This window comes from Leptothoe sp. ISB3NOV94-8A (genome assembly GCF_043421595.1).
GTDB classification, from domain to species: domain Bacteria; phylum Cyanobacteriota; class Cyanobacteriia; order Phormidesmidales; family Phormidesmidaceae; genus Leptothoe; species Leptothoe turfae.
This window is the reverse complement of the sequence record NZ_JAXSQW010000001.1, coordinates 716,714-735,280: the sequence shown is the minus strand read 5'-3', so window position 1 is coordinate 735,280 and position 18,567 is coordinate 716,714. Positions and strand designations below refer to the sequence as shown.

17 protein-coding genes and 1 pseudogene are annotated in these 18,567 nt (G+C 45.2%); 10 read left to right on the top strand and 8 right to left on the bottom strand.

The annotated features are described in order from the left end of the window. Positions 1-253 precede the first annotated feature (253 nt). Positions 254-1,822 (top strand): S10 family peptidase, encoded by a 1,569-nt coding sequence (locus SPB21_RS03010; RefSeq protein WP_499865432.1) that lies wholly within the window; start codon positions 254-256, stop codon positions 1,820-1,822. 14 nt (positions 1,823-1,836) lie between these two features. Here the strand turns inward: SPB21_RS03010 and SPB21_RS03005 are convergent, their stop codons facing one another. From SPB21_RS03005 to SPB21_RS02995, 3 genes are all read right to left on the bottom strand, one after another. Then, a complete protein-coding gene (locus SPB21_RS03005) occupies positions 1,837-1,998 on the bottom strand; it encodes a hypothetical protein (protein WP_499865431.1) in 162 nt (53 codons plus the stop codon). A 161-nt stretch (positions 1,999-2,159) separates the two neighbouring features. Next, a complete protein-coding gene (locus SPB21_RS03000) occupies positions 2,160-3,083 on the bottom strand; it encodes a hypothetical protein (RefSeq protein ID WP_499865429.1) in 924 nt (307 codons plus the stop codon). Between the two features lie 145 nt (positions 3,084-3,228). After that, positions 3,229-4,125, bottom strand: a complete 897-nt coding sequence (locus SPB21_RS02995) for a hypothetical protein (protein ID WP_499865428.1) — start codon at positions 4,123-4,125, stop codon at positions 3,229-3,231. A 399-nt stretch (positions 4,126-4,524) separates the two neighbouring features. Here SPB21_RS02995 and rsgA point away from each other — a divergent pair, with 399 nt between their 5' ends. The 3 genes from rsgA (at position 4,525) to SPB21_RS02980 (ending at position 8,578) form a co-directional block, all read left to right on the top strand. Then, positions 4,525-5,610: a ribosome small subunit-dependent GTPase A gene (rsgA, locus tag SPB21_RS02990; RefSeq protein WP_499865427.1), complete on the top strand. Its 1,086-nt coding sequence runs from the start codon at positions 4,525-4,527 to the stop codon at positions 5,608-5,610. Positions 5,611-6,163: 553 nt separating this feature from the next. Next, complete coding sequence (locus SPB21_RS02985) at positions 6,164-7,672, top strand: catalase (protein ID WP_163703571.1); 1,509 nt, start codon at positions 6,164-6,166, stop codon at positions 7,670-7,672. Between the two features lie 225 nt (positions 7,673-7,897). After that, entirely contained in the window at positions 7,898-8,578 is a 681-nt protein-coding gene (locus SPB21_RS02980) for a winged helix-turn-helix transcriptional regulator (RefSeq protein WP_499865425.1), read from the top strand. A 23-nt stretch (positions 8,579-8,601) separates the two neighbouring features. Here the strand turns inward: SPB21_RS02980 and SPB21_RS02975 are convergent. Together SPB21_RS02975 and SPB21_RS02970 are read right to left on the bottom strand one after the other, a co-directional pair. Beyond that, positions 8,602-8,748 (bottom strand): annotated as a pseudogene (locus SPB21_RS02975) (winged helix-turn-helix domain-containing protein); the annotation flags it as partial. Between the two features lie 159 nt (positions 8,749-8,907). Beyond that, positions 8,908-9,444: a hypothetical protein gene (locus SPB21_RS02970; protein ID WP_499865424.1), complete on the bottom strand. Its 537-nt coding sequence runs from the start codon at positions 9,442-9,444 to the stop codon at positions 8,908-8,910. Positions 9,445-9,652: 208 nt separating this feature from the next. On the opposite strand from SPB21_RS02970, the gene SPB21_RS02965 reads away from it, so the two are divergent. The 3 genes from SPB21_RS02965 (at position 9,653) to SPB21_RS02955 (ending at position 12,084) form a co-directional block, all read left to right on the top strand. Then, positions 9,653-10,831, top strand: a complete 1,179-nt coding sequence (locus SPB21_RS02965) for a sensor histidine kinase (protein WP_499865422.1) — start codon at positions 9,653-9,655, stop codon at positions 10,829-10,831. A gap of 8 nt (positions 10,832-10,839) precedes the next feature. Further along, positions 10,840-11,526, top strand: coding sequence for a response regulator transcription factor (locus tag SPB21_RS02960; protein WP_499865421.1), 687 nt, complete (start codon positions 10,840-10,842; stop codon positions 11,524-11,526). 240 nt (positions 11,527-11,766) lie between these two features. Next, the gene (locus SPB21_RS02955) at positions 11,767-12,084 is read left to right on the top strand and encodes a hypothetical protein (protein ID WP_499865420.1); all 318 of its coding nucleotides are present in this window, start codon (positions 11,767-11,769) and stop codon (positions 12,082-12,084) included. A gap of 5 nt (positions 12,085-12,089) precedes the next feature. Here SPB21_RS02955 and SPB21_RS02950 read toward each other — a convergent pair whose 3' ends face one another. From SPB21_RS02950 to SPB21_RS02940, 3 genes are all read right to left on the bottom strand, one after another. Continuing rightward, on the bottom strand, positions 12,090-13,376 hold the full coding sequence (locus SPB21_RS02950; RefSeq protein WP_499865419.1) for a cytochrome P450: 1,287 nt from the start codon (positions 13,374-13,376) through the stop codon (positions 12,090-12,092). A gap of 102 nt (positions 13,377-13,478) precedes the next feature. After that, positions 13,479-15,155, bottom strand: a complete 1,677-nt coding sequence (locus SPB21_RS02945) for a di-heme-cytochrome C peroxidase (RefSeq protein WP_163671461.1) — start codon at positions 15,153-15,155, stop codon at positions 13,479-13,481. Between the two features lie 361 nt (positions 15,156-15,516). Continuing rightward, a complete protein-coding gene (locus tag SPB21_RS02940) occupies positions 15,517-16,650 on the bottom strand; it encodes a DNA alkylation repair protein (protein WP_499865417.1) in 1,134 nt (377 codons plus the stop codon). Positions 16,651-17,183: 533 nt separating this feature from the next. Between SPB21_RS02940 and SPB21_RS02935 the strand changes: the two genes are divergently transcribed. From SPB21_RS02935 to SPB21_RS02925, 3 genes are all read left to right on the top strand, one after another. Beyond that, positions 17,184-17,504, top strand: coding sequence for a winged helix-turn-helix transcriptional regulator (locus SPB21_RS02935; RefSeq protein ID WP_499868664.1), 321 nt, complete (start codon positions 17,184-17,186; stop codon positions 17,502-17,504). A 280-nt stretch (positions 17,505-17,784) separates the two neighbouring features. Further along, complete coding sequence (locus tag SPB21_RS02930) at positions 17,785-18,126, top strand: IS66 family transposase (RefSeq protein ID WP_499057463.1); 342 nt, start codon at positions 17,785-17,787, stop codon at positions 18,124-18,126. Between the two features lie 109 nt (positions 18,127-18,235). Next, the gene (locus tag SPB21_RS02925) at positions 18,236-18,565 is read left to right on the top strand and encodes a DUF433 domain-containing protein (RefSeq protein WP_163671456.1); all 330 of its coding nucleotides are present in this window, start codon (positions 18,236-18,238) and stop codon (positions 18,563-18,565) included. Positions 18,566-18,567 lie beyond the last annotated feature (2 nt).

Genomic DNA, 18,567 nt, shown 5'->3' with positions numbered 1-18,567 from the left:
ACGCTCTAAAGCTGGCCGGTTAGGCGGGGCGTTATACTTTGCTGTGCTTTTGGGTACTCCAACATGAATTGGGGGAAGAAAATTCCATGAGTTATGAATGCTGATTTTCTAATGATGGCAGCAGAGCAATTTAGCCACTTGAAGACTACTTCCGGTGATGATGATGGGTTCTTCTTTTAGGTAAGCTCTTGTCTCAATCTTCGGTACGGCGGATGATAGGTACTACTTTGTCGCGCGCACCAGCCCCGAAAATATGATTGGGGTCGGGGATCGCGCCGAATACTCCCCCGCGATCGCACTAAACCTCAGCATCACCATGTCGACTCAAGACCACGCTGCCCCCGACCCCAAGACAACTCCAGAAGCCGGAAAATCCCCAGAAAAAAAAGAAAAAAAACGCCAACTCCTCGGTATCGAGCCCGTAGAAAAGCAGCATGAATTAGCACTGCCCGATAAAACCCTGGAATACACCACCCATGCAGGCTCGATTCCCCTCAAGGATGAATTTGGCGAAACCGAAGCCGAGATTTTCTTCACGGCCTACACCCTCACCAAAGCGAGTGTCCCTCGACCGCTGATTTTTGTCTTTAATGGCGGTCCGGGCTCTTCATCGGTGTGGCTGCACCTGGGTGCCATCGGCCCCCAGCACGTGGTGATGACACCCGATGGCTTTCAGCCGCCCCCACCCTATCGCCTGCAAGCCAATGCCTCCACCTGGCTCGATCGGGCCGATTTGGTCTTTATCGATCCGGTAGGCACGGGCTTTAGCCGAGCCATCGACAAAGACAAGGATAAAAAATTCTGGAGCTTTCAAGGCGATATTCACTCTGTTGGCGAATTTATTCGCTTGTATTTAACGCGCTATCAACGCTGGACGTCACCGCTCTATTTAGCTGGAGAAAGCTATGGCACCACCCGTGCCGCAGGCCTCGCCAGTCATTTGATCGATCTTGGCATTAGCTTCAATGGTATTGTCCTAATCTCTAATGCGATGGATCTGCGGCCAGTCTTTTTCGGACGCAGTGACGATTTGCCCTTCTCACTATTTGTCCCCACCTATACAGCCGCCGCCTGGTATCACAAAAAACTCGCCCCCGAACTCCAACAGCGATCGCTAACGGATATCTTAGCGGAAGTCGAAACCTGGTCGGAGCGTGATCTCACCCTCGCCCTAATGCAGGGCGATCGCTTACCAGAGAGCGAGCGACAAACCATTGCTACCACCCTCGCCCACTATATTGGTGTGGATGTGGACTTTGTGCTGGGCTCGAATTTACGGATCGATATTTCCCGATTTTGTAAGGAATTACTCCGCACTGAAAAACGCAGTATCGGCCGCTTTGACGTGCGCTACACAGGTATTGAAGCCCTCGCGGTTACCGAGCGCCCCGACTTCGATCCGGCTGTTTACGCCATCCAACCGCCGTTTACGACCACATTTAATGACTACGTGCGTCGCAACCTCGGCATCGAAACCGATCTCAACTATGAGGTCATCAGTTGGGCTGTCAATAAAGCCTGGCAATGGGAAAATGGAGAACTACCCACCACGGCGGCGGCCCTGCGGGAAGCGATCGCAAAAAATCCCTTTATGAAAGTCTTTGTTGCCCAGGGCTATTACGATTTAGCCACACCCCATTTGGCAACGGACTATACCCTGGCTCATATGAACCTTGACCCAACGCTCCGGGATAATATTCAAGTCAAATGCTATGAAGCTGGTCACATGTTTTACCTCGATGAAAGTTGTTTGGCAGCTTTCAAAGCCGATGTCGATCGCTTCTTGGCCGCAAGCTGGATGCAGTCAGAAGGGAGCCTCTAAAGATAACATCTCCTTCAATTTAGGTGTTTCAGATGGGTAGAATCGAGATACCCAAAGTCGTCTGCATGAGCATAAAAGTCGCGATCGCACCGCTTGTGGGTGTCGACCCCAGAGGCCATCATCGCTTCTACTGCGAAATACCCGGCAACAGCGATGCGGGTCGGCTTAATTGGCACATCCGTTGCCCCCTCAACCAATGCTAATGCAAACTCGCTATTCTGTTCTCGTTACCCGAGGAGCATCTTCTATGGTGTTAGTGCCTTAGCAAGAGACAATCAAAGCATCTGGCCTGAAACCAGCCAAGAATATAAATCGTTTTTATGTAGTATGGTTCGATTTATATATCATCAGCATAGATATACACAATCCAACGAGCGTCATCCGTTTGGTCAACGATGACCCTGCTGTAGTAAACAAAGTCACACTTATATTCGGTATACTTTTCAGCGATATCTGGCTGCCACCAATTTGGCAACCTCGACGACCACTGACTTTTGACAAGCTCACTAATGCCAGTTGTTCCTCGAAAACAGCCATTTTCAGACTGGAGCCAATTAGCCACATCCTCTGAAGCCGCCTCAAAGCGGATTAATGCTCTTGACCAGTCAATATGCTTTACACTAAACGAATTCACTAAACGAAGATTAGTAAAACTGTCTGGTAGTTCAGTCTTAAGGGAGCCGTGAATTCTTGATTTTGCTCCAACCCGTGCTGCTAACTCTGGAAATACTGTATAGATAATAAACAAGCCATAAATTGTAACCATGGCTATGATAAATGGGATTATTGCCCATCTTGATGGGCGAGCATTATCACGTCTCGGATGTTTACGCCAAAGTCCCACCTGTCCCAGGACACCAGAGTGGTAACCCAGGGCTGTAATTAACATGAGACCCATGCTAATCAATAGAAGCCAAATATTGAAGATGAAACTACTTACACCCACATCACCTATTCCAGGAAGAGAGTAGTTCAACAAGGGTAATGCCAGAAAGCCGTCTAAGAGCAATATGGTAGAAAATATCAAACCTATAATCGCAGTTAGGTAGACTGCGGTTACCAAGGGTGTAGTTGGTAAACTCGTAAAGATACTGAGTAAGATTAAAAGAACTATTAACGGTAAGGCAGGTAGCACAACAGAAATAAATAGCACACTGTCATTTTTATCAACCATTGCCCTGAGTGCGAGCATGACAGAGATTATGATGATCAGTGTAACTGCAACTCTAAGGCTAAAACGCGCTACCTTTTTCGCTTGCATGTGACGGGCCTCTTAATAACTGTTTTGATTTACAATGATGCATATGTAGGACAAATTCACCTGTATCTCGATGGTAGGCCATCGCCATCGCTACACTAACAACTGTTCTCTCTACTCTTTTATCGTGCTTGTAGTATGGCTCGACTTATATATCGTAAGCATAGATATACACAATCCAACGAGCGTCATCTGTTTGGTCAACGATGACCCCGCTGTAGTACATAAAGTCACACTGATATTCGGTGTACTGTTCAGCGATATCTGGCTGCCACCAATTTGGTAACCTCGACGACCACTGACTTTTGACAAGCTCACTAATGTCAGTTGTTCGTCGAAAACAGCCATTTTCAGACTGGAGCCAATTAGCCACATCCCCTGAAGCCGCCTCAAAACGGATCAATGAGCTTGGTGAGTCAAAAGCCTCTGCACTAAAGTCATTCACTAAACGAAGGTTAGTGGCACTATCTGGTAATGGCGTATTGAGTGCACTGTTAATCCTTGCTCGTTTTCCAACGTGGGCAGGCACCTCTGGCAGCGCGACATAGAAAAAAGAAACGCCATAGTTAATTATCATGCCTATGATGAATGCAACAACTGCCCATGGCGACAGTTGAGCATGGGCCCTATTCAGCGACTGCCCCCAGACTGTTTTCCTTAACACAACGGCACGGTAGCTCATCGATACAATGACCATGGCCCCTGTCACCATCGGCAGGAGCACAAGACCCAAGATCAGCCAACCTAACCTTCCCCATGGCAGAGGCAATGCCAGAAAGAAGTCTAGAATAATAAGTGTGAAAAGTGTTTGACTGATAATTGCAGCCGGATACGTTATCTTCACCAGAGGTGTAGTGGGTAACCGGGCAAAGATACTCAGTAAGAGTAAACAACTCGTTAATGGTACAACAGGGAGTATAACAACAATAAATAGCACGTAGCCTTCTTTACCAATAGCTCCCCAAAACTTGAAAATTCCCAGGGCGATGCCCATCACTAAAATCGCCAGCCAGAGGCTTAAATGGGCAACCTTTCTCCTTTGCATCCAGGGGACCTCTTATAGTTATTGTTTTAATTCTAAAAATGTCAGTTGACACTGTCGGTTGACACTGTCAGCAGTTCCCCTATTTATAGGCTAGACAAGCCGTCGATTTTTGGTACATCATTTGAGTCCATGTTGTGTAACTTTACCAATATCTCGACAGTAGGCCATCATCCCCGCTATACTAAGAGCTGTTCTCTCTACTCTTTTCAGGAGCTGAACCTTTATGTCTGAGTCGGTAACCCTTGTCGCTACATCTCTAAATCCGTAGGGAATGCACCCTTGAAACTGCTGGGATAATCCCTGACAGCATTTCTTTGCACCATTCCTCTACGGTTATGGCCTATGGGCAGATGCCCTGTAGGTCTCAGACTCAGTTGACCTAGAGGATTTTTTCCTATCATGACTTTAGCTAATTTAGGCTGGAGCGATACCTTCGCTTGCAGCTTTGCACCCTACGTGGAACAAGGGTATCGCGTAGGACGTGTTGCTGTGGTTCATCGCAGTCAGTACCATCTCTATACTGAACAAGGTGATACAACAGCAACTCTAACTGGCAGATTTAGACACCAGATTCAAAGCTCATCAGACTTTCCAGCTGTGGGCGATTGGGTTGTACTTCACCCCCAGAGTCAAGCAGATCCAGCGTTAATCGAGGCTGTACTACCTCGTAAAAGCCAATTTCTTCGTCAAGCAGCCGGTAACCGTACCGATGTCCAGGTTGTTGCCGCTAACGTAGACACTCTTTTGCTGGTCAGTGGTCTAGACTTGGACTTTAACCTGCGTCGCATTGAGCGCTATTTGGTGATGGCTTGGGAGAGTGGGGCTAGTCCAGTCATTGTGCTAAATAAGGCCGATATTTGTGAGGACCTGGACCACAAGCGTCGGCTTGTGGAAGACATCGCGTTTGGTGTGCCAATTATTACCCTGAGCGCGTTACAACACAATAATCTGGAGGCATTAAAGCCTTACCTTAAAGTAGGGCAGACCCTGGCTCTCCTGGGTTCGTCTGGTGTGGGCAAATCTACCCTGACAAATCAGCTGATGGGGAGTAACCTACAGGCGACTCAAGCAATACGTGCAGACGATAGTAAGGGACGTCATACTACCACCTCTCGGACTATGCTGCGCCTGCCCACCGGAGCTCTCTTAATTGATACTCCGGGTATGCGTGAGTTACAGCTATGGCTGGCTGAGGATAGTCTGGATAATCGTGTGGATGAAACCTTTGCTGATGTCGAAGCCCTGGCTCAGCAATGTCGGTTCCGCGATTGTCAACATCAGTCAGAGCCGGGGTGTGCCATCCAAGCAGCGTTAGCCTCAGGAGATTTATCTAAGAAACGCCTGAGAAGCTATCACAAGCTGCTAAAAGAACAGGCCCATTTACACCGGCGACAACACCAACAAGCTCAGCAAAACAGCAAAGCTCGTTGGAAATCGCGCACTCAAACCATACGACAATTTAAAAAGAGTCAGGGCGATAGGTAATAGGACGTGCCCACGGCTTTCATACCCACGGCTTGCGTGACAACTGCTTTGTGTAACTAAATATTGCCAATTTCCAGGCCATCACTACTGCCATTCCTATGCATTGACAATCCAATTGACACCCCATAGGAGTGGCAGTTAACACTTGATATAAAAAAGTTTCAGAGCTTTGCCAACAATCCCTAAGCTCCCTAACATACACATTTCATGCTTTGGATAAATAGGTAATCATCTCTATTGATGAATTCCTATTTTAGAATTATTCTGATTTAAATATGAATCTAATTCAATAGTTAGCTAAAGTTAAGATAATTCCTGGCAAAGATATTGAGCGATTGACTGTACTTTTAGACGATCTGTGCCCTTAGCCAGAATCATCAGGTACATCATTTTTTCGTCAACTTGTTCTAGAAGAGTCTTTTCAGGCTGTTATCAACAGTCTGCTTTAGCTTGTCTAATGATACAAACTAAGGACACTACCACTATGAAACCCCCAAGTTTCTGGGCTAAACTTCTCAAAAAAACTCGGCCAATTTTGATCTTTACAGTCACCATGGCATTGATGGCTAGCGTGTCCACGTTAGCCATCGCTCAGGTTCCCTTACAAACCCGTGATAATGGTGCCCCTGTTGGCGATAATCAAAACTCTCAAACCGCTGGTTCAGGGGGGCCTGTTCTCTTACAAGATGTGCATTTAATTGAGAAACTAGCTCGGTTTAATCGGGAGCGTATTCCTGAGCGTGTTGTCCATGCACGCGGCACAGGTGTGCATGGTGAGTTTGTGAGTACGGCTGACCTGTCGAGCATTACGATGGCAGCACCCTTCCAAGGCAGAGGCAAGAAAACACCAGTCTTTGTCCGTTTTTCAAGCGTGATCAATTCTAAAGGGTCACCAGAAACGCTGCGTGATCCACGGGGATTTGCGACTAAGTTTTACACGGACCAAGGCAACTGGGATTTGGTGGGCAATAATCTCCCTGTCTTCTTTATTCGGGATGCGATTAAGTTTCCCGACATGGTGCATTCTCTCAAACCGTCACCCATTACAAATCGACAAGATCCTAACCGCTTCTTTGATTTCTTCAGCCATGTGCCAGAGAGTACACACATGCTGTCTCAGGTTTACTCTGATAAGGGCACCCCGAGAAGCTATCGCGAGATGGATGGTAATGGGGTTCATGCCTATAAGCTTGTGAATCGCAATGGTGATTATCAGTACGTTAAGTTTCACTGGAAGAGCTTACAGGGTGAACATAATTTAACTGCTGAGGAAGCAAAAGCTATGCAGGCAGATGACTTCAATCATTACACAGCTGATCTGTATGCCCAGGTAGGACATGGCAATGCACCCAAGTGGGATCTTTATATTCAAACCTTAAGCCCAAATGACTTGGACAAGTTTGACTTTAACCCTTTGGATGCTACCAAAATCTGGCCAACAGACTTAGTGCCTGAACGCAAAGTGGGTACCATGACACTAAATCGAATGCCAACTAACTTTTTCCAAGAGACCGAGCAATCTGCATTTGCACCCAGCAATATCATCCCTGGTATTGAACCCTCAGAAGACCGTTTGCTACAGGGACGTTTATTCTCCTATGCCGATACTCACCGTCATCGTTTAGGGGCTAACCACATGATGCTACCCATTAACCGTCCACAGGTGGATGTTATTAACGGTAATCAGGAAGGCCCTGGCAATATTGGTCGTTCTAGTTCTGATGTTAATTACGAGCCTAACCGTCAACAGACCTTTGGGGCTAACGAAGATTATCGTTTCTCTCAGTTACCCATTGCCGGTGTAACGCAGAATGTACCCATCGAGAAAACATTGAACTTTGCCCAGGCAGGTGATTTCTATCGGGGACTCAATGCAACTGAGCAAGCGCATTTGGTTTCTAACTTAGCCGGAGACTTGGGAGATGTTAAAGATGCTGCCCTACGCACCAAGATGACGGCGTTCTTTTATAAAGCAGATGCGGACTATGGGACTAAATTAGCTAAGGCAGTGGCTGTTGACCTTAATGCAGTTAAGCAGCGTGCTTCGACGTTGTCTGAGTAGGTGGTGCTAGCTGACTAAAGCGATGCCTGTTTGCGGTTTCCCTTGCGAAGGCAGCCGTGTATACACATCTCGGACTTGTGTGTACACCGTAGCTTGCAAAGGGGAACCGTTTTTAAATCTCTTCAATCTACGGAGGTGACCAAAAACCGTTGCGGCTAATTCTTAAATATACAGATGTTGTATGCAACGTCTTTTCAATTTGCCTTACTTTCAACTTGAGGAAACATGCAAACTCACATTCTTTTGATCGGCATACAACCAGAACTGGAAAAAGTTTTAGACGCGATTCTATGTCAGCAAGGATATCGTATCAGCTTCCTGGCTCACCGGATGGCAACAATGGAGACAGTCTGGCAGTTACGCCCAGATCTTTTGATTATGGGTTGGCCGACTGCTAATAGACTTGATTTGGAACCCTGTCGCTATTTGGCATCGTCGATGAAGAAAACACCGATTATGCTGATAGGTAATGGTAACAGCCAAGACCAAATCGATAGTTTGAATATTTGTGCCAATGACTATCTGTCTGTTCCACTGGACATGGACGATTTCTTGGCCCGAGTGCGCGCCCGAATTCGACGGGTAGAGTGGGAGAGAAAGACGGCGATCTTTGCCTTCGAAAATTTAATGCTGGATACTCAATCCTATGAAGTTTACTACAACAAACAGCTGATTTCGCTAACTTTAAAGGAGTTTGAGCTATTGAAATACTTTATGGAACATCCTAAACAGGTGCTGACCCATCAGCAGATTATGAATAGCGTTTGGCCTGATTTTCTGCCAGGAGAAAGTATGAATATTTTGCATGTTTATATTCGGTATCTTCGCCAAAAACTAAAATCAGCAGGCAAGTTTATCTGCACGATACGCAATGTGGGTTACATTCTCAGCACTCGTGGGGCGTAGTGATCAGTAGGTCTTGGCAAGACTTATCTGGTGGGGTGACTTTTAAGGCGATAGCCCATGCCCCGTACTGTTTCAATGTAATCGCTGCCAAACTTTTTGCGCAGATGTCGAATGTACACTTCAATAATGTTAGAGCCTGGATCATAGTCATACCTCCAGACACGATTGAGTCCATCGCCTGAATTTAAGCTGAAAAAAATTCAGGTTGGGTTGCCAGTCCCTATTATCAATTTTCGAATGAAAGGGGGCAGACGTTGTGATCTGCCCCCTTGTTTGCTTCACTTTTTACTGAGGCACAACCGGCACAAGCACCGTCACGTATACGCCACTTACCTGGAACTGGTAATGGGTTGCTCACGAATCATGGATTCTGCGATCGCAACCAATTCTGCGGTATCGATTGCAGAATCTAAGGCACCAACACCATAAATTTGCCCATCTTGCCGCCAAAGAATATTGTGGGTTTTGAAAAACCCTTGGCCCCAGGTCAGATGATAACCATCCAGCTCAGAGGTGATGGCTATGGGTGACACCGTATCTGCCGGTGGGGGCCAAGACTCTGTTTCAGTCAGCACCCCGATGGACCCCAACGCACAAGCAGATGCCCGACAATTAGGGTCAGCTGATACATTGACTCGGAAGCCATTATCATCAGATTCAAAATAAGGGTAGAGATCAATTGAAGAATTAGGGAAATAGGCGGGTAAGCGTAAACTTGTCCCTGAAGGAAGTTGTTGACGAATAGTCGAAAGTACGGGGGTGAAAATGTCAGCGGGTGCGGCCACTGCTTTGTCAGCAAGCCCTAAAGCACCACTGAGTATAATCGTAAAACCTGCCAACAATGATACGTTTCGTGAGATTGTCATACCGTTGACTCCAAAGGTGACTTTGATGTTTTTACGGTAGGTTGATTTCTCCTAACCTGCGAAGTCACACCCGTCATGCATCACCATGACATCTGTCATTCCTTTGGGAATTTTGCCGGAATTCAACCCGTCATAAGGCACAATCAAATCAGAATCAGTCGTTCAGGGCAAGATTAGTTCTGTAAACACAGCTAAAGAGCACAGAGATATGTCGCATACAGCCGTTCCCATCTCACCAAAAGTGCGAAAAATTATGCGCTGGGTGGAGTGGGTCATTCTCATCCAATGTGTCATAGACAATGTGATGGGCGCTCAGATTGACCCACGGTTTGGGCAACCTTGGCAGCTGGCCCTGTTTGTTGGCATGGTTGCCGCCTTGAGTCTGCGGTTTCCTAACCAAGCTTCTCTACAGCAGCGTCGTCTTTATGTCGCCCTAGAGATGACTCTACTGATTATTGCGCAGTTTTCTCGGATTTCATTTTCAAGTTTGTTTGAGTTATTCATTATTAAAGCCTGTTTGTTGTTGCCGATGAGTGATGCAATCATTGCTACAGTTGCAACCACAAGCATACGGATCATGCAATTTACTTGGGGTTTACCCACCGCCATTGAAGAAGTCCAATTGCGCGGTCTGGACTTTTATTTGAACCCCCAAAGGATTTTGATTAACACTCTAACAACAGCCATCACAGTTGCTGTATTCGTCGTGACGATGGGTTTCTTGTTTGCATCAGAGCAACGGAACCGATATCGAGCGCAAATCTTAACCCAAGAGGTTGAGTCACTAGCAACTCAATTGGAACGCTCCCGTATTGCTCGGGATATCCATGACTCTTTAGGACATTCCCTCACCACGTTGGATGTGCAGTTAGCCCTTGCCCAACGATACAGCCAAGCGACTAACAACAGTACTAAGTTGCAACAAACATTGGAAACTGCCCAACAGCTTACAGTTCAGTGTTTGACAGAGGTGCGTCAGTCGTTACAGACAATGCGCGAGTCTAACTTTGAGCTCAATACGGCCCTCCACACATTGGCGGAGCAGCTACGTTCGTCCTTTACCATCAACCTAGACATTAAACTACCCCCGCTACCTCAGCAGCTCAGCTACCAGCTTTATCTAATGGCTAAGGAGGGGTTAATCAACGTCCAAAAGCACGCCTATGCGACTCAGACTCATCTTTCGATGCTGACAGTGGACCATCAGCTTGTCGTCACCCTGCATGATAATGGGTGTGGTTTTGACATCGGCACTCAATCCTCAGGATATGGGTTACAGGGAATTAAGGAGCGATCGCAACTTTTAGGCGGACAATTTATCATAAATAGTGGTCACCAGCAGGGGACTACATTGCTCATTACTATTCCGCTGACGACAGCAGCCTGATTTAAACCATGATTAATCTCTTGTTGGTGGATGACCAAACAAACTATCGACAAGGTTTAGCTGAATTGTTGTCCCTAGAATCAGATCTGACAGTGGTCGGACAGGCAGAAAATGGAAAAGTGGCCATTAGTCTCACTCAGCAATACCAGCCCGATGTCATTTTGATGGATGTGCGGATGCCCCTATGTAATGGTGTCGAGGCAACGCGCATCATTCACCAACGTTATCCCTGGATTCGTATTTTAGTGTTGTCCACTTTCGACGAAGACGAGTATATTTGGCAATCCTTGCAGTATGGTGCTTTGGGCTATCTACTGAAAAGTACTCCCGCTAACCAGCTGGCGGATGCTGTTCGTGTTTTGGCCCAAGGGTACAGTCAGTTGGGGCCAACCATTGCTCCTAAAGTATTTGCCCAGCTGAATCCCAACATCACTCTACGGCCAGAGCAAAGTAATGAACATCAATTTAAACACTCATTGAGCGAGCGTGAACAAGAAATTGCTAAACTTCTAGGAGAGGGTAAAACGAATAAGGACATAGCCCAAACCCTTCATTTGAGCCATGGCACCGTACGTAATCATATTAGTCGAATGTTAAGCCAGTTAGAATTTCGCGATCGCACTCAGATCGCACTCTGGGCACAAAAACACTTGCGAATAAATGATGGAGCCAAGACCTTACCTCAAGAAAATTAAAGAAGAGACTGAGCATTTCAAAGTGACTAGAGACTTCCTAAACCGATATCCTGTCATGCTTAAACATTTGCTAGATGAGCCAAATTCTTAACTGCTTTAAACAAATGGTAAGAATTTTCTGGCTCTATTCTCTTGTGAAATTTTATGACCTTTAAAGCATCTTGAGCACGAAACGTAGAGGGGCAATTAAGATAAACACTTAACCTGCTGTACAACATAGTGATGCTATAGGGGGATACGATGGGTCGCAGATTGATAGAGAAAAATCCTAAGGTTCGAGCAACAGCTGCTATGTGGACTTTATCCATGGGCATGTTGGGTGTATGTATTCCCCTAGTCGCTATTACCAACAGTGGGATTATCTTACCGTTACTGGTAATTCTCAGCACAGGAGGAGCGACAGCTGCAGTGTGGCTTAGCCCTGGCAGACGTCGACCAGAAGACATCCAGTTAACACAAACTGTAAAAGCATTAGAAGAACGAATTATCAACTTAGAAACAATTTGCACAGGTCTTGAACCTATTGATGAGCCTCGTAGTCTATCTGAGATAAAATAGTGCTCTTATTCCTCATGACACCATTCCAATCGATACTCTTCTGGAAACGGTCCGCCCTTATAGTCCACTTTGCTAACAGCTTTTACTCCTGGCAATAAAAGCACCTGTCGAACAATCTCTGTAATCATCTGGCGGCCAATGTGACGCCCTAAGCATTCATGCAGGCCTTGACCAAAGTGAAATGTGTTAGTTTCGGGACGGGTGGGGTCAAACACCTGGGGCTGTAGGAATGCCGTCTCATCAAACATAGCGGAATGGGTAATAGCGATGACAGTTGTACCGGGTTTAATTGTGCGAGCATAGTCGGTGCCGGTTGCCAACTGTGTTTCCTGTTCACAAACTCGGAAAAAGTATGGCAAAGATGGATTAAATCTCAATGCTTCCAGCACATAACCGTCAAACTCGCTGGGGTCATCTTTTTGGGCAGCAGCTATGGCCTGTTTTAGGATCTCAGGACGTTCAAAAAGCTCGACCAGGGCATTGATAGCGGCATGGGATGTCGTCTCCACAGTTCCAATTAACAATCCGCCCAGGTTTCGAATGACTCTGGCAGGGTCAAACTTTTCCAAAGCACCTGACATTGATAACTTCAGTAATCGTGTTGCTGGATCATTGTTATCCTTGCCAACTTTTAGCTCTGCCCCTCTACGTTGAATCAGTTTGATTAAATAGGCCCCTAAGTTCTGACCAGCTGCCTCACGATTAGCCACAATCTGAGTAGGATCCTTGACCACTACAGAATCAAAAGCTTGATTATGGAACGCATCGTATTGGCTCCAGTATGACCACTCAAATAAATCGTTAGGATCACTTTCATCAAAGCCAAATTGCTCCTGTACAAACGCAATGGATACGGCTCGACACAGTCCACCCACGGCATCAATCGTACCTTGAGCATTGTGCAGCAGTGATGAGGCTTTAGCCGCAACATATTGACGAGTAGAGGCAAGCTGCTCAAGATCCAGCACAGAGCGCATAATCGCTTTTTCTCGCCAATGGATCGCTGTATCATCCTGCGACATCCAGAAATCACTTTGTTTCGGCTTATAGAGTGCCACGCTAAAGACATCGTATTGACGTAACACAGATGTGCAATCACTAAAGCGGGTAACAATTGTTAGTTCTGGTAGCTCCAGAACAGGACAAGACTCTCGCAGTTCTTCATATAGGGAAAGCGATTCAGTATCCATCCACGCGCGCACCTGCCGCCATCGTTGTTCCAATGGTAGTTGCTCAATCTTTTTAAGATAGCCATTTTTTGGGCAGAATTTCTTCAAGTATCTTTTCATCATTTGTTGCCATGGGTTGAACGTAATACTGCGCCAGCAGCCTATGCCAGCAGCCTATGCCAGCAGCCTATGGAGGATAGTTTTTCGGTGATGACGGTATGGGCATCAAAGGGATTTAAGATATTCAATCAATGCTGTCTTGTCATGGGGAGAAAGTTTAGTCCCAAACAAGTGGCCGCCATTACTTTTGCCTTCCTCTCGGGTGTCGTAGAGGAAGGAGCCTGCTGCCCTTAACCCAACATGATCTGGATCAAACTCATTCCCTCCAGTTTGAAACGTTGTGGGGCGTTGCTCAGGTACAGACAGCACATCCCAAAGTGTAGGTACTGAACCATTGTGAAAATAAGGAGAGGAGGCAAAGATGCCTGCCAACGGAGAGGCCCAGTAAACGGCTCCGCTCTTTTCCGATGAATTATTGTCTAAGTTGCTGTACTGTTCTTTTGCGATCGCAAACTTATTAGGCCTACCCTTCGAATCATGGTTTTGATAGTTTGTCGCTATCCTGTAACCAAATTCTTTCCAGAGTTTGAATTTACGGAATCGCAACATTTTTTTAGATAAATCCAGCAGACCGTCTGCACGCTCTTTTCCATGCTCATTAAATATTTGGTAGGCAACAGGATCCGTGCCTACATCGAATGCTAAGCGCTGATTAAACTGTATGCCTAGCCGATTTGGCGGTTCACTGGTTCTGGTATGGCATTGGGCACAGTTCTGCTCGAATAGAGGTTTACCCTGCGCAATCAATGTTTGATCGAACTGCCCTAAAACTGATTCAGGCCACTTTGGAGTGCGTAGTCTCTCAAGAGAGTTTTGTATTTTCTCAATATTATCGAAGTCAATGGATTCTAGAATTACTTTCTTTTTAAACGCCTCGATCATCTTTGGTGGACGAATCGGCGATGTGGAAACAGACTGAATCCAGTTTCTGGCGCTCGGATGGTGAATTTCAGCAAACCACTGTGCCCATGTGTCTTGATGAGCAAACCATAGGGGCGGATAATTGGTACTGCCTTCCAGTTGAATCCTTAAGGGAGTTTTACCGCTAGATTTTATAATCCCTTTCCGAACCATCCAGCCGATAATGCCAACATTGTTGTAGTAACCTCGGGTAAGGGCATTCAGATTGCCAGGGCCAAACTCTGCCGCTGGAATTTGCAACTGATCCATCACCTCGGTAGCAACTCCATAGGGACCAATAAATTCACTAATTTCATCTTTTAGCTGGTCTAGTTCCACCTGGGTTGGAGTGTTTCCTAGAACATCTGTCGCAAACGCTTTGATCTGAGCATCATCATCTAACAGAGTGTAGAAAGCCCCATACAAATCTTCTAAGAACTGGGGAATATCCACTAACCCTGGCCCACCATAAACTGGCAGTATCCATGGTGAATTAGACCTAGAACCATCATTTGGACGATAGGTCAATTGTCGAGCATGGCAGGCAGCACAGGTGATACCTACGTAAGGTCGATCACCAAACTGTACGGGTCGTTGATCGATGGCAAACCCGATGGGCAATCCATATGGGTTAAGCTCTGATTCCTTCGACGGAATAAAACCATACCCTGGGCCGAGTTTGTCGATAAATTTTGTATCCGGCGCTTTTGGATCAGGAAGATTGAGAAAGAATTCAAGGGGAGCAAGATTTGTCCCCTCCGAAGCATGATTGAAAAATTGAACTTCCTGCTGTGACCAACCCTGGTTTAAGTCTGCAACCTTGGGTTTTATATTTGCTGACGCCTCTCCATAGAAAGAGAATAGGAAAAGGATCAAAGCCAAAAGACAATGTAATACTTTAGTTAACATCTCCGTCAGTATTTAGAAGAATTTCTTTAACATACTGATTTATTCATAATGATTTGGACAGCCTAAAGTTATGCCTATTGATTAGATAGGTCCATTGCACAAAGGTAAAATGGGTGGTGCGATCGGAAGTGATACGACTATATTTTTACGGAATAAACATCTCCCAACTTGCAATAACTCTCTTATAAGAGGTTTTTAAATTCATCACCTGCGTAATTTCAACGATTTTTGATGGGAAGGACTTTGTTCACTATCACCTGAGCCTTAGGATGACAGCTCACCCCCATATCGTTTGAAGGTCAGTAAATCTCGTGATTTTTGCACTTATGAACGTTTAAGCCTCAATGAGTTCAAATGTCAGCGATCCACAGGCTTGACCATTAACCTGTAAAATAATTTGGTGCTCGCCAAGCATTAAACGTCTTGTCGTCATCAAACGCATAGGATGTTTCTTTTTGAGGGCAACGACCTCACCCTTCTTAAGGTCAACTTGCTTAATCTTAAAAACTTTTTGGGTCCTCTTTTTGCCATCATTGGCAAAGTACATCAAATAATCAACCAAAAGCTTTTGGGACTTATGAGCACGAATATCGAACGAAAATTCAAATGCATCACCGACCTTCACTTGGGGAGTGCTGGTAGAAAAATTGGTAATAGTAATATCTGGTTTACTGCCAAATCCAATGAGCTTTAAGGCATCTTTATGCCCCTGTTTAGTCAATGTCCGCAGAGCATGTTTTGTTATAAAAGAGATCTCTTTCTCTGTTTGTCGTTTGCTTTTTATCCAGCTTTTCAGAAGATCAATCACCAAGTTTGGATCAACCTTACTAATATCATTCAGGTGATTAGCCACTGAACGCGTCACATAGCGAGTCTTATCTGCATAAAGGCTTTCCAAAATAGGTAAAGGCTTTTGGTAATCAATCGTTAGCTTTTGCGCCCAAGGAAGCTTGGGTCTTGTACCTTCACTGGCCCAGCGGCGCACATGATAATTGTCGTCATCCGCACAATCCGATAAAAAACCAAGCGTTTCGTCAGGAAACGCATTAATAAAATAACGGATAGCGTATTCCGCCGAGAATCGTTTCGTAATCTCCTTCAGACCACTTAGGGATACGTCTAAATACTCTGAGCTACAGCCATGGAGGGCAACATACAGAGAGAACGGCGCAAAAATAAAATCACCAAAGTCATCATCTGTTTTAGTAGGATCAAGCTCTGATGGCAGCGACTTTAAGATAATTACCAACGACTCCCCATAGTCATCTGGCAAATACCTATGCAAGCAGGTTGAAATGTGGGCAATACGCTCCTTTAGTTCCAGCTTAGGAAAGGCTTTAACAACATCCTGATGAAATTTTTCTTGAGCAAAATCAGGAAATGCCTGAACCATCAAAGTCGCTAAATATTCAACCTTATCTGAGTTAAAGAGCTGGTCTTTTAGGGAAAAGGAAGATTTTGCTTTCACGAATACAATTTCTCCTGGCACATCAAGGAAGACGGTTTTCAAGATATCAGTTGTTTTTGTAGGGACACACCGATGTGTACCCTTCGAGATACAGACAAATTACCGATGTCCTGCATTGGGCGCATGGCCATGCGCCCCTACAATGGCATACCTAATTTTGCATAAATTATTCATGATCAGAACTCTCAGACCATACCATTGAAAATAGCCAGTATTGAATAGGTAGCATGACCTTCCTTGTAGCTGTCCCTTGGATATTTTCCTTAATCATAGGCGTTATTGTCGGATGGTTTATCCGCCGCAAATCCATTTATATTCGGTTGCTATGTGCTGGGCTAAATGCCATCGTTCTGGGGGTATTTTCCGCTGCATTTTATGCTCAGTTTGCTGACATCGTTTTTGGCTGTTCGGGTTGGGGCTGCATAGGTGTAGTCCCTATCGCCAGACAGGTAACGATAGTGAGTATGATTCTAGCCGCATTATCTGTCTTAATCGTCAGATGGGTGACACATTTATCGAGAAATCACCCTTAAATCAAGCGTATTTCTCTCTCTACACATTGGACGCTGATTATTCTCCGCGATATGTTGAATGGCAAAAATCGTTTTTCAGAGTTTCTGGACTCCCCAGAGCGGATCACAACCAATGTACTCACGGATAGGCTGGTGCTGATGGAAGAGACTGGTCTGGTGAATAAAATCCCCTATCAGCTACGGCCAAAGCGGTTTGAATATGAGCTTACGGAAAAAGGATTAGGACTACTACCTTTACTACAAGAGATGTGTCGTTGGGCCAATCATTTCATGTCAGAAACATGGACAGCACTGTCAAGTTTTATGAATCGTAAAATATAGCAATCAGCCGCAGACAGTGATATGGCACTTAGATAGCAAGCCTGGACCATAAATAAATCTTAAACAGCTCAATTTCCATCTAGGGCGGATGTTTATACTGAAACTTTCAGCCTAATCACCCATATTGGCAGATTAGACTGACATATTTCCACCTAATCATCTATATAGGGATCTTAGGCAGAAATATTTCTACCTAATCCGCCATGTAGGATAGATAGGTGGAAAGTTTCCCTCTAAGTAATTGTTATGTCGCCCCAGCAGGAAAAATTGAGATATTGCCATGAGCGAAATCCCAATTATCACATCTGAAATATTTGTTGCATATTCACAATGTCCCCGAAAAGCTTTGAGTTTGTTTACATTTCTTGAATATGACTCCATCCCATGGCATAACAATACAGCGGAAAGGGCTCTTCGTCATATCGCTATTCAAAGAAAGATATCAGGCTATTTTTTTGAAACTGGTGCTAATTCATATCTGACTCTACTTGGAATTATGCAAACTTGTAAGTTTCAAGAGAAATCATTTTTGAAGTTTCTAGTTTCAGGTGAGAAAGATGTTGATGCTTTTAAATCACCCAAGGTAAAGAAAAGAACCCAAACTGCAAAAAGTCATACTTAAATCGATGAGTAATGCTATACCTTAAGGCTATTTTAAGTTTCTTGAAATAGTGATAAGACCTTGAATTTAAGTTACGATCATTATGCAGATGATGAATAGGATTTAACTGATGAGTCTTGTTTTAGAGCGTGAGGCTCCTCCTCTTCACGAGGATGAAACTGGAGCAGTTAGAGTTGGCAATTCAAGAGTCTTGCTGGAAATTGTAATCAGGGCGTTCCAAGATGGGGCATCCCCGGAATCCATTGTCAATCGTTACGATACATTGTCCTTATCTGATGTCTATAACACGATTGGCTATTACCTTAGACATATGGATACTGTCGAAGCCTATTTGAATCGACGAGCAAAGCTGGCTGAGTCCGTACAGCAGCGTTTGTCTGCAATTCAACCTGATCTGAGTCTCATTCGCTCACGTTTGCTGTCTCAACAGAACCCCTAATA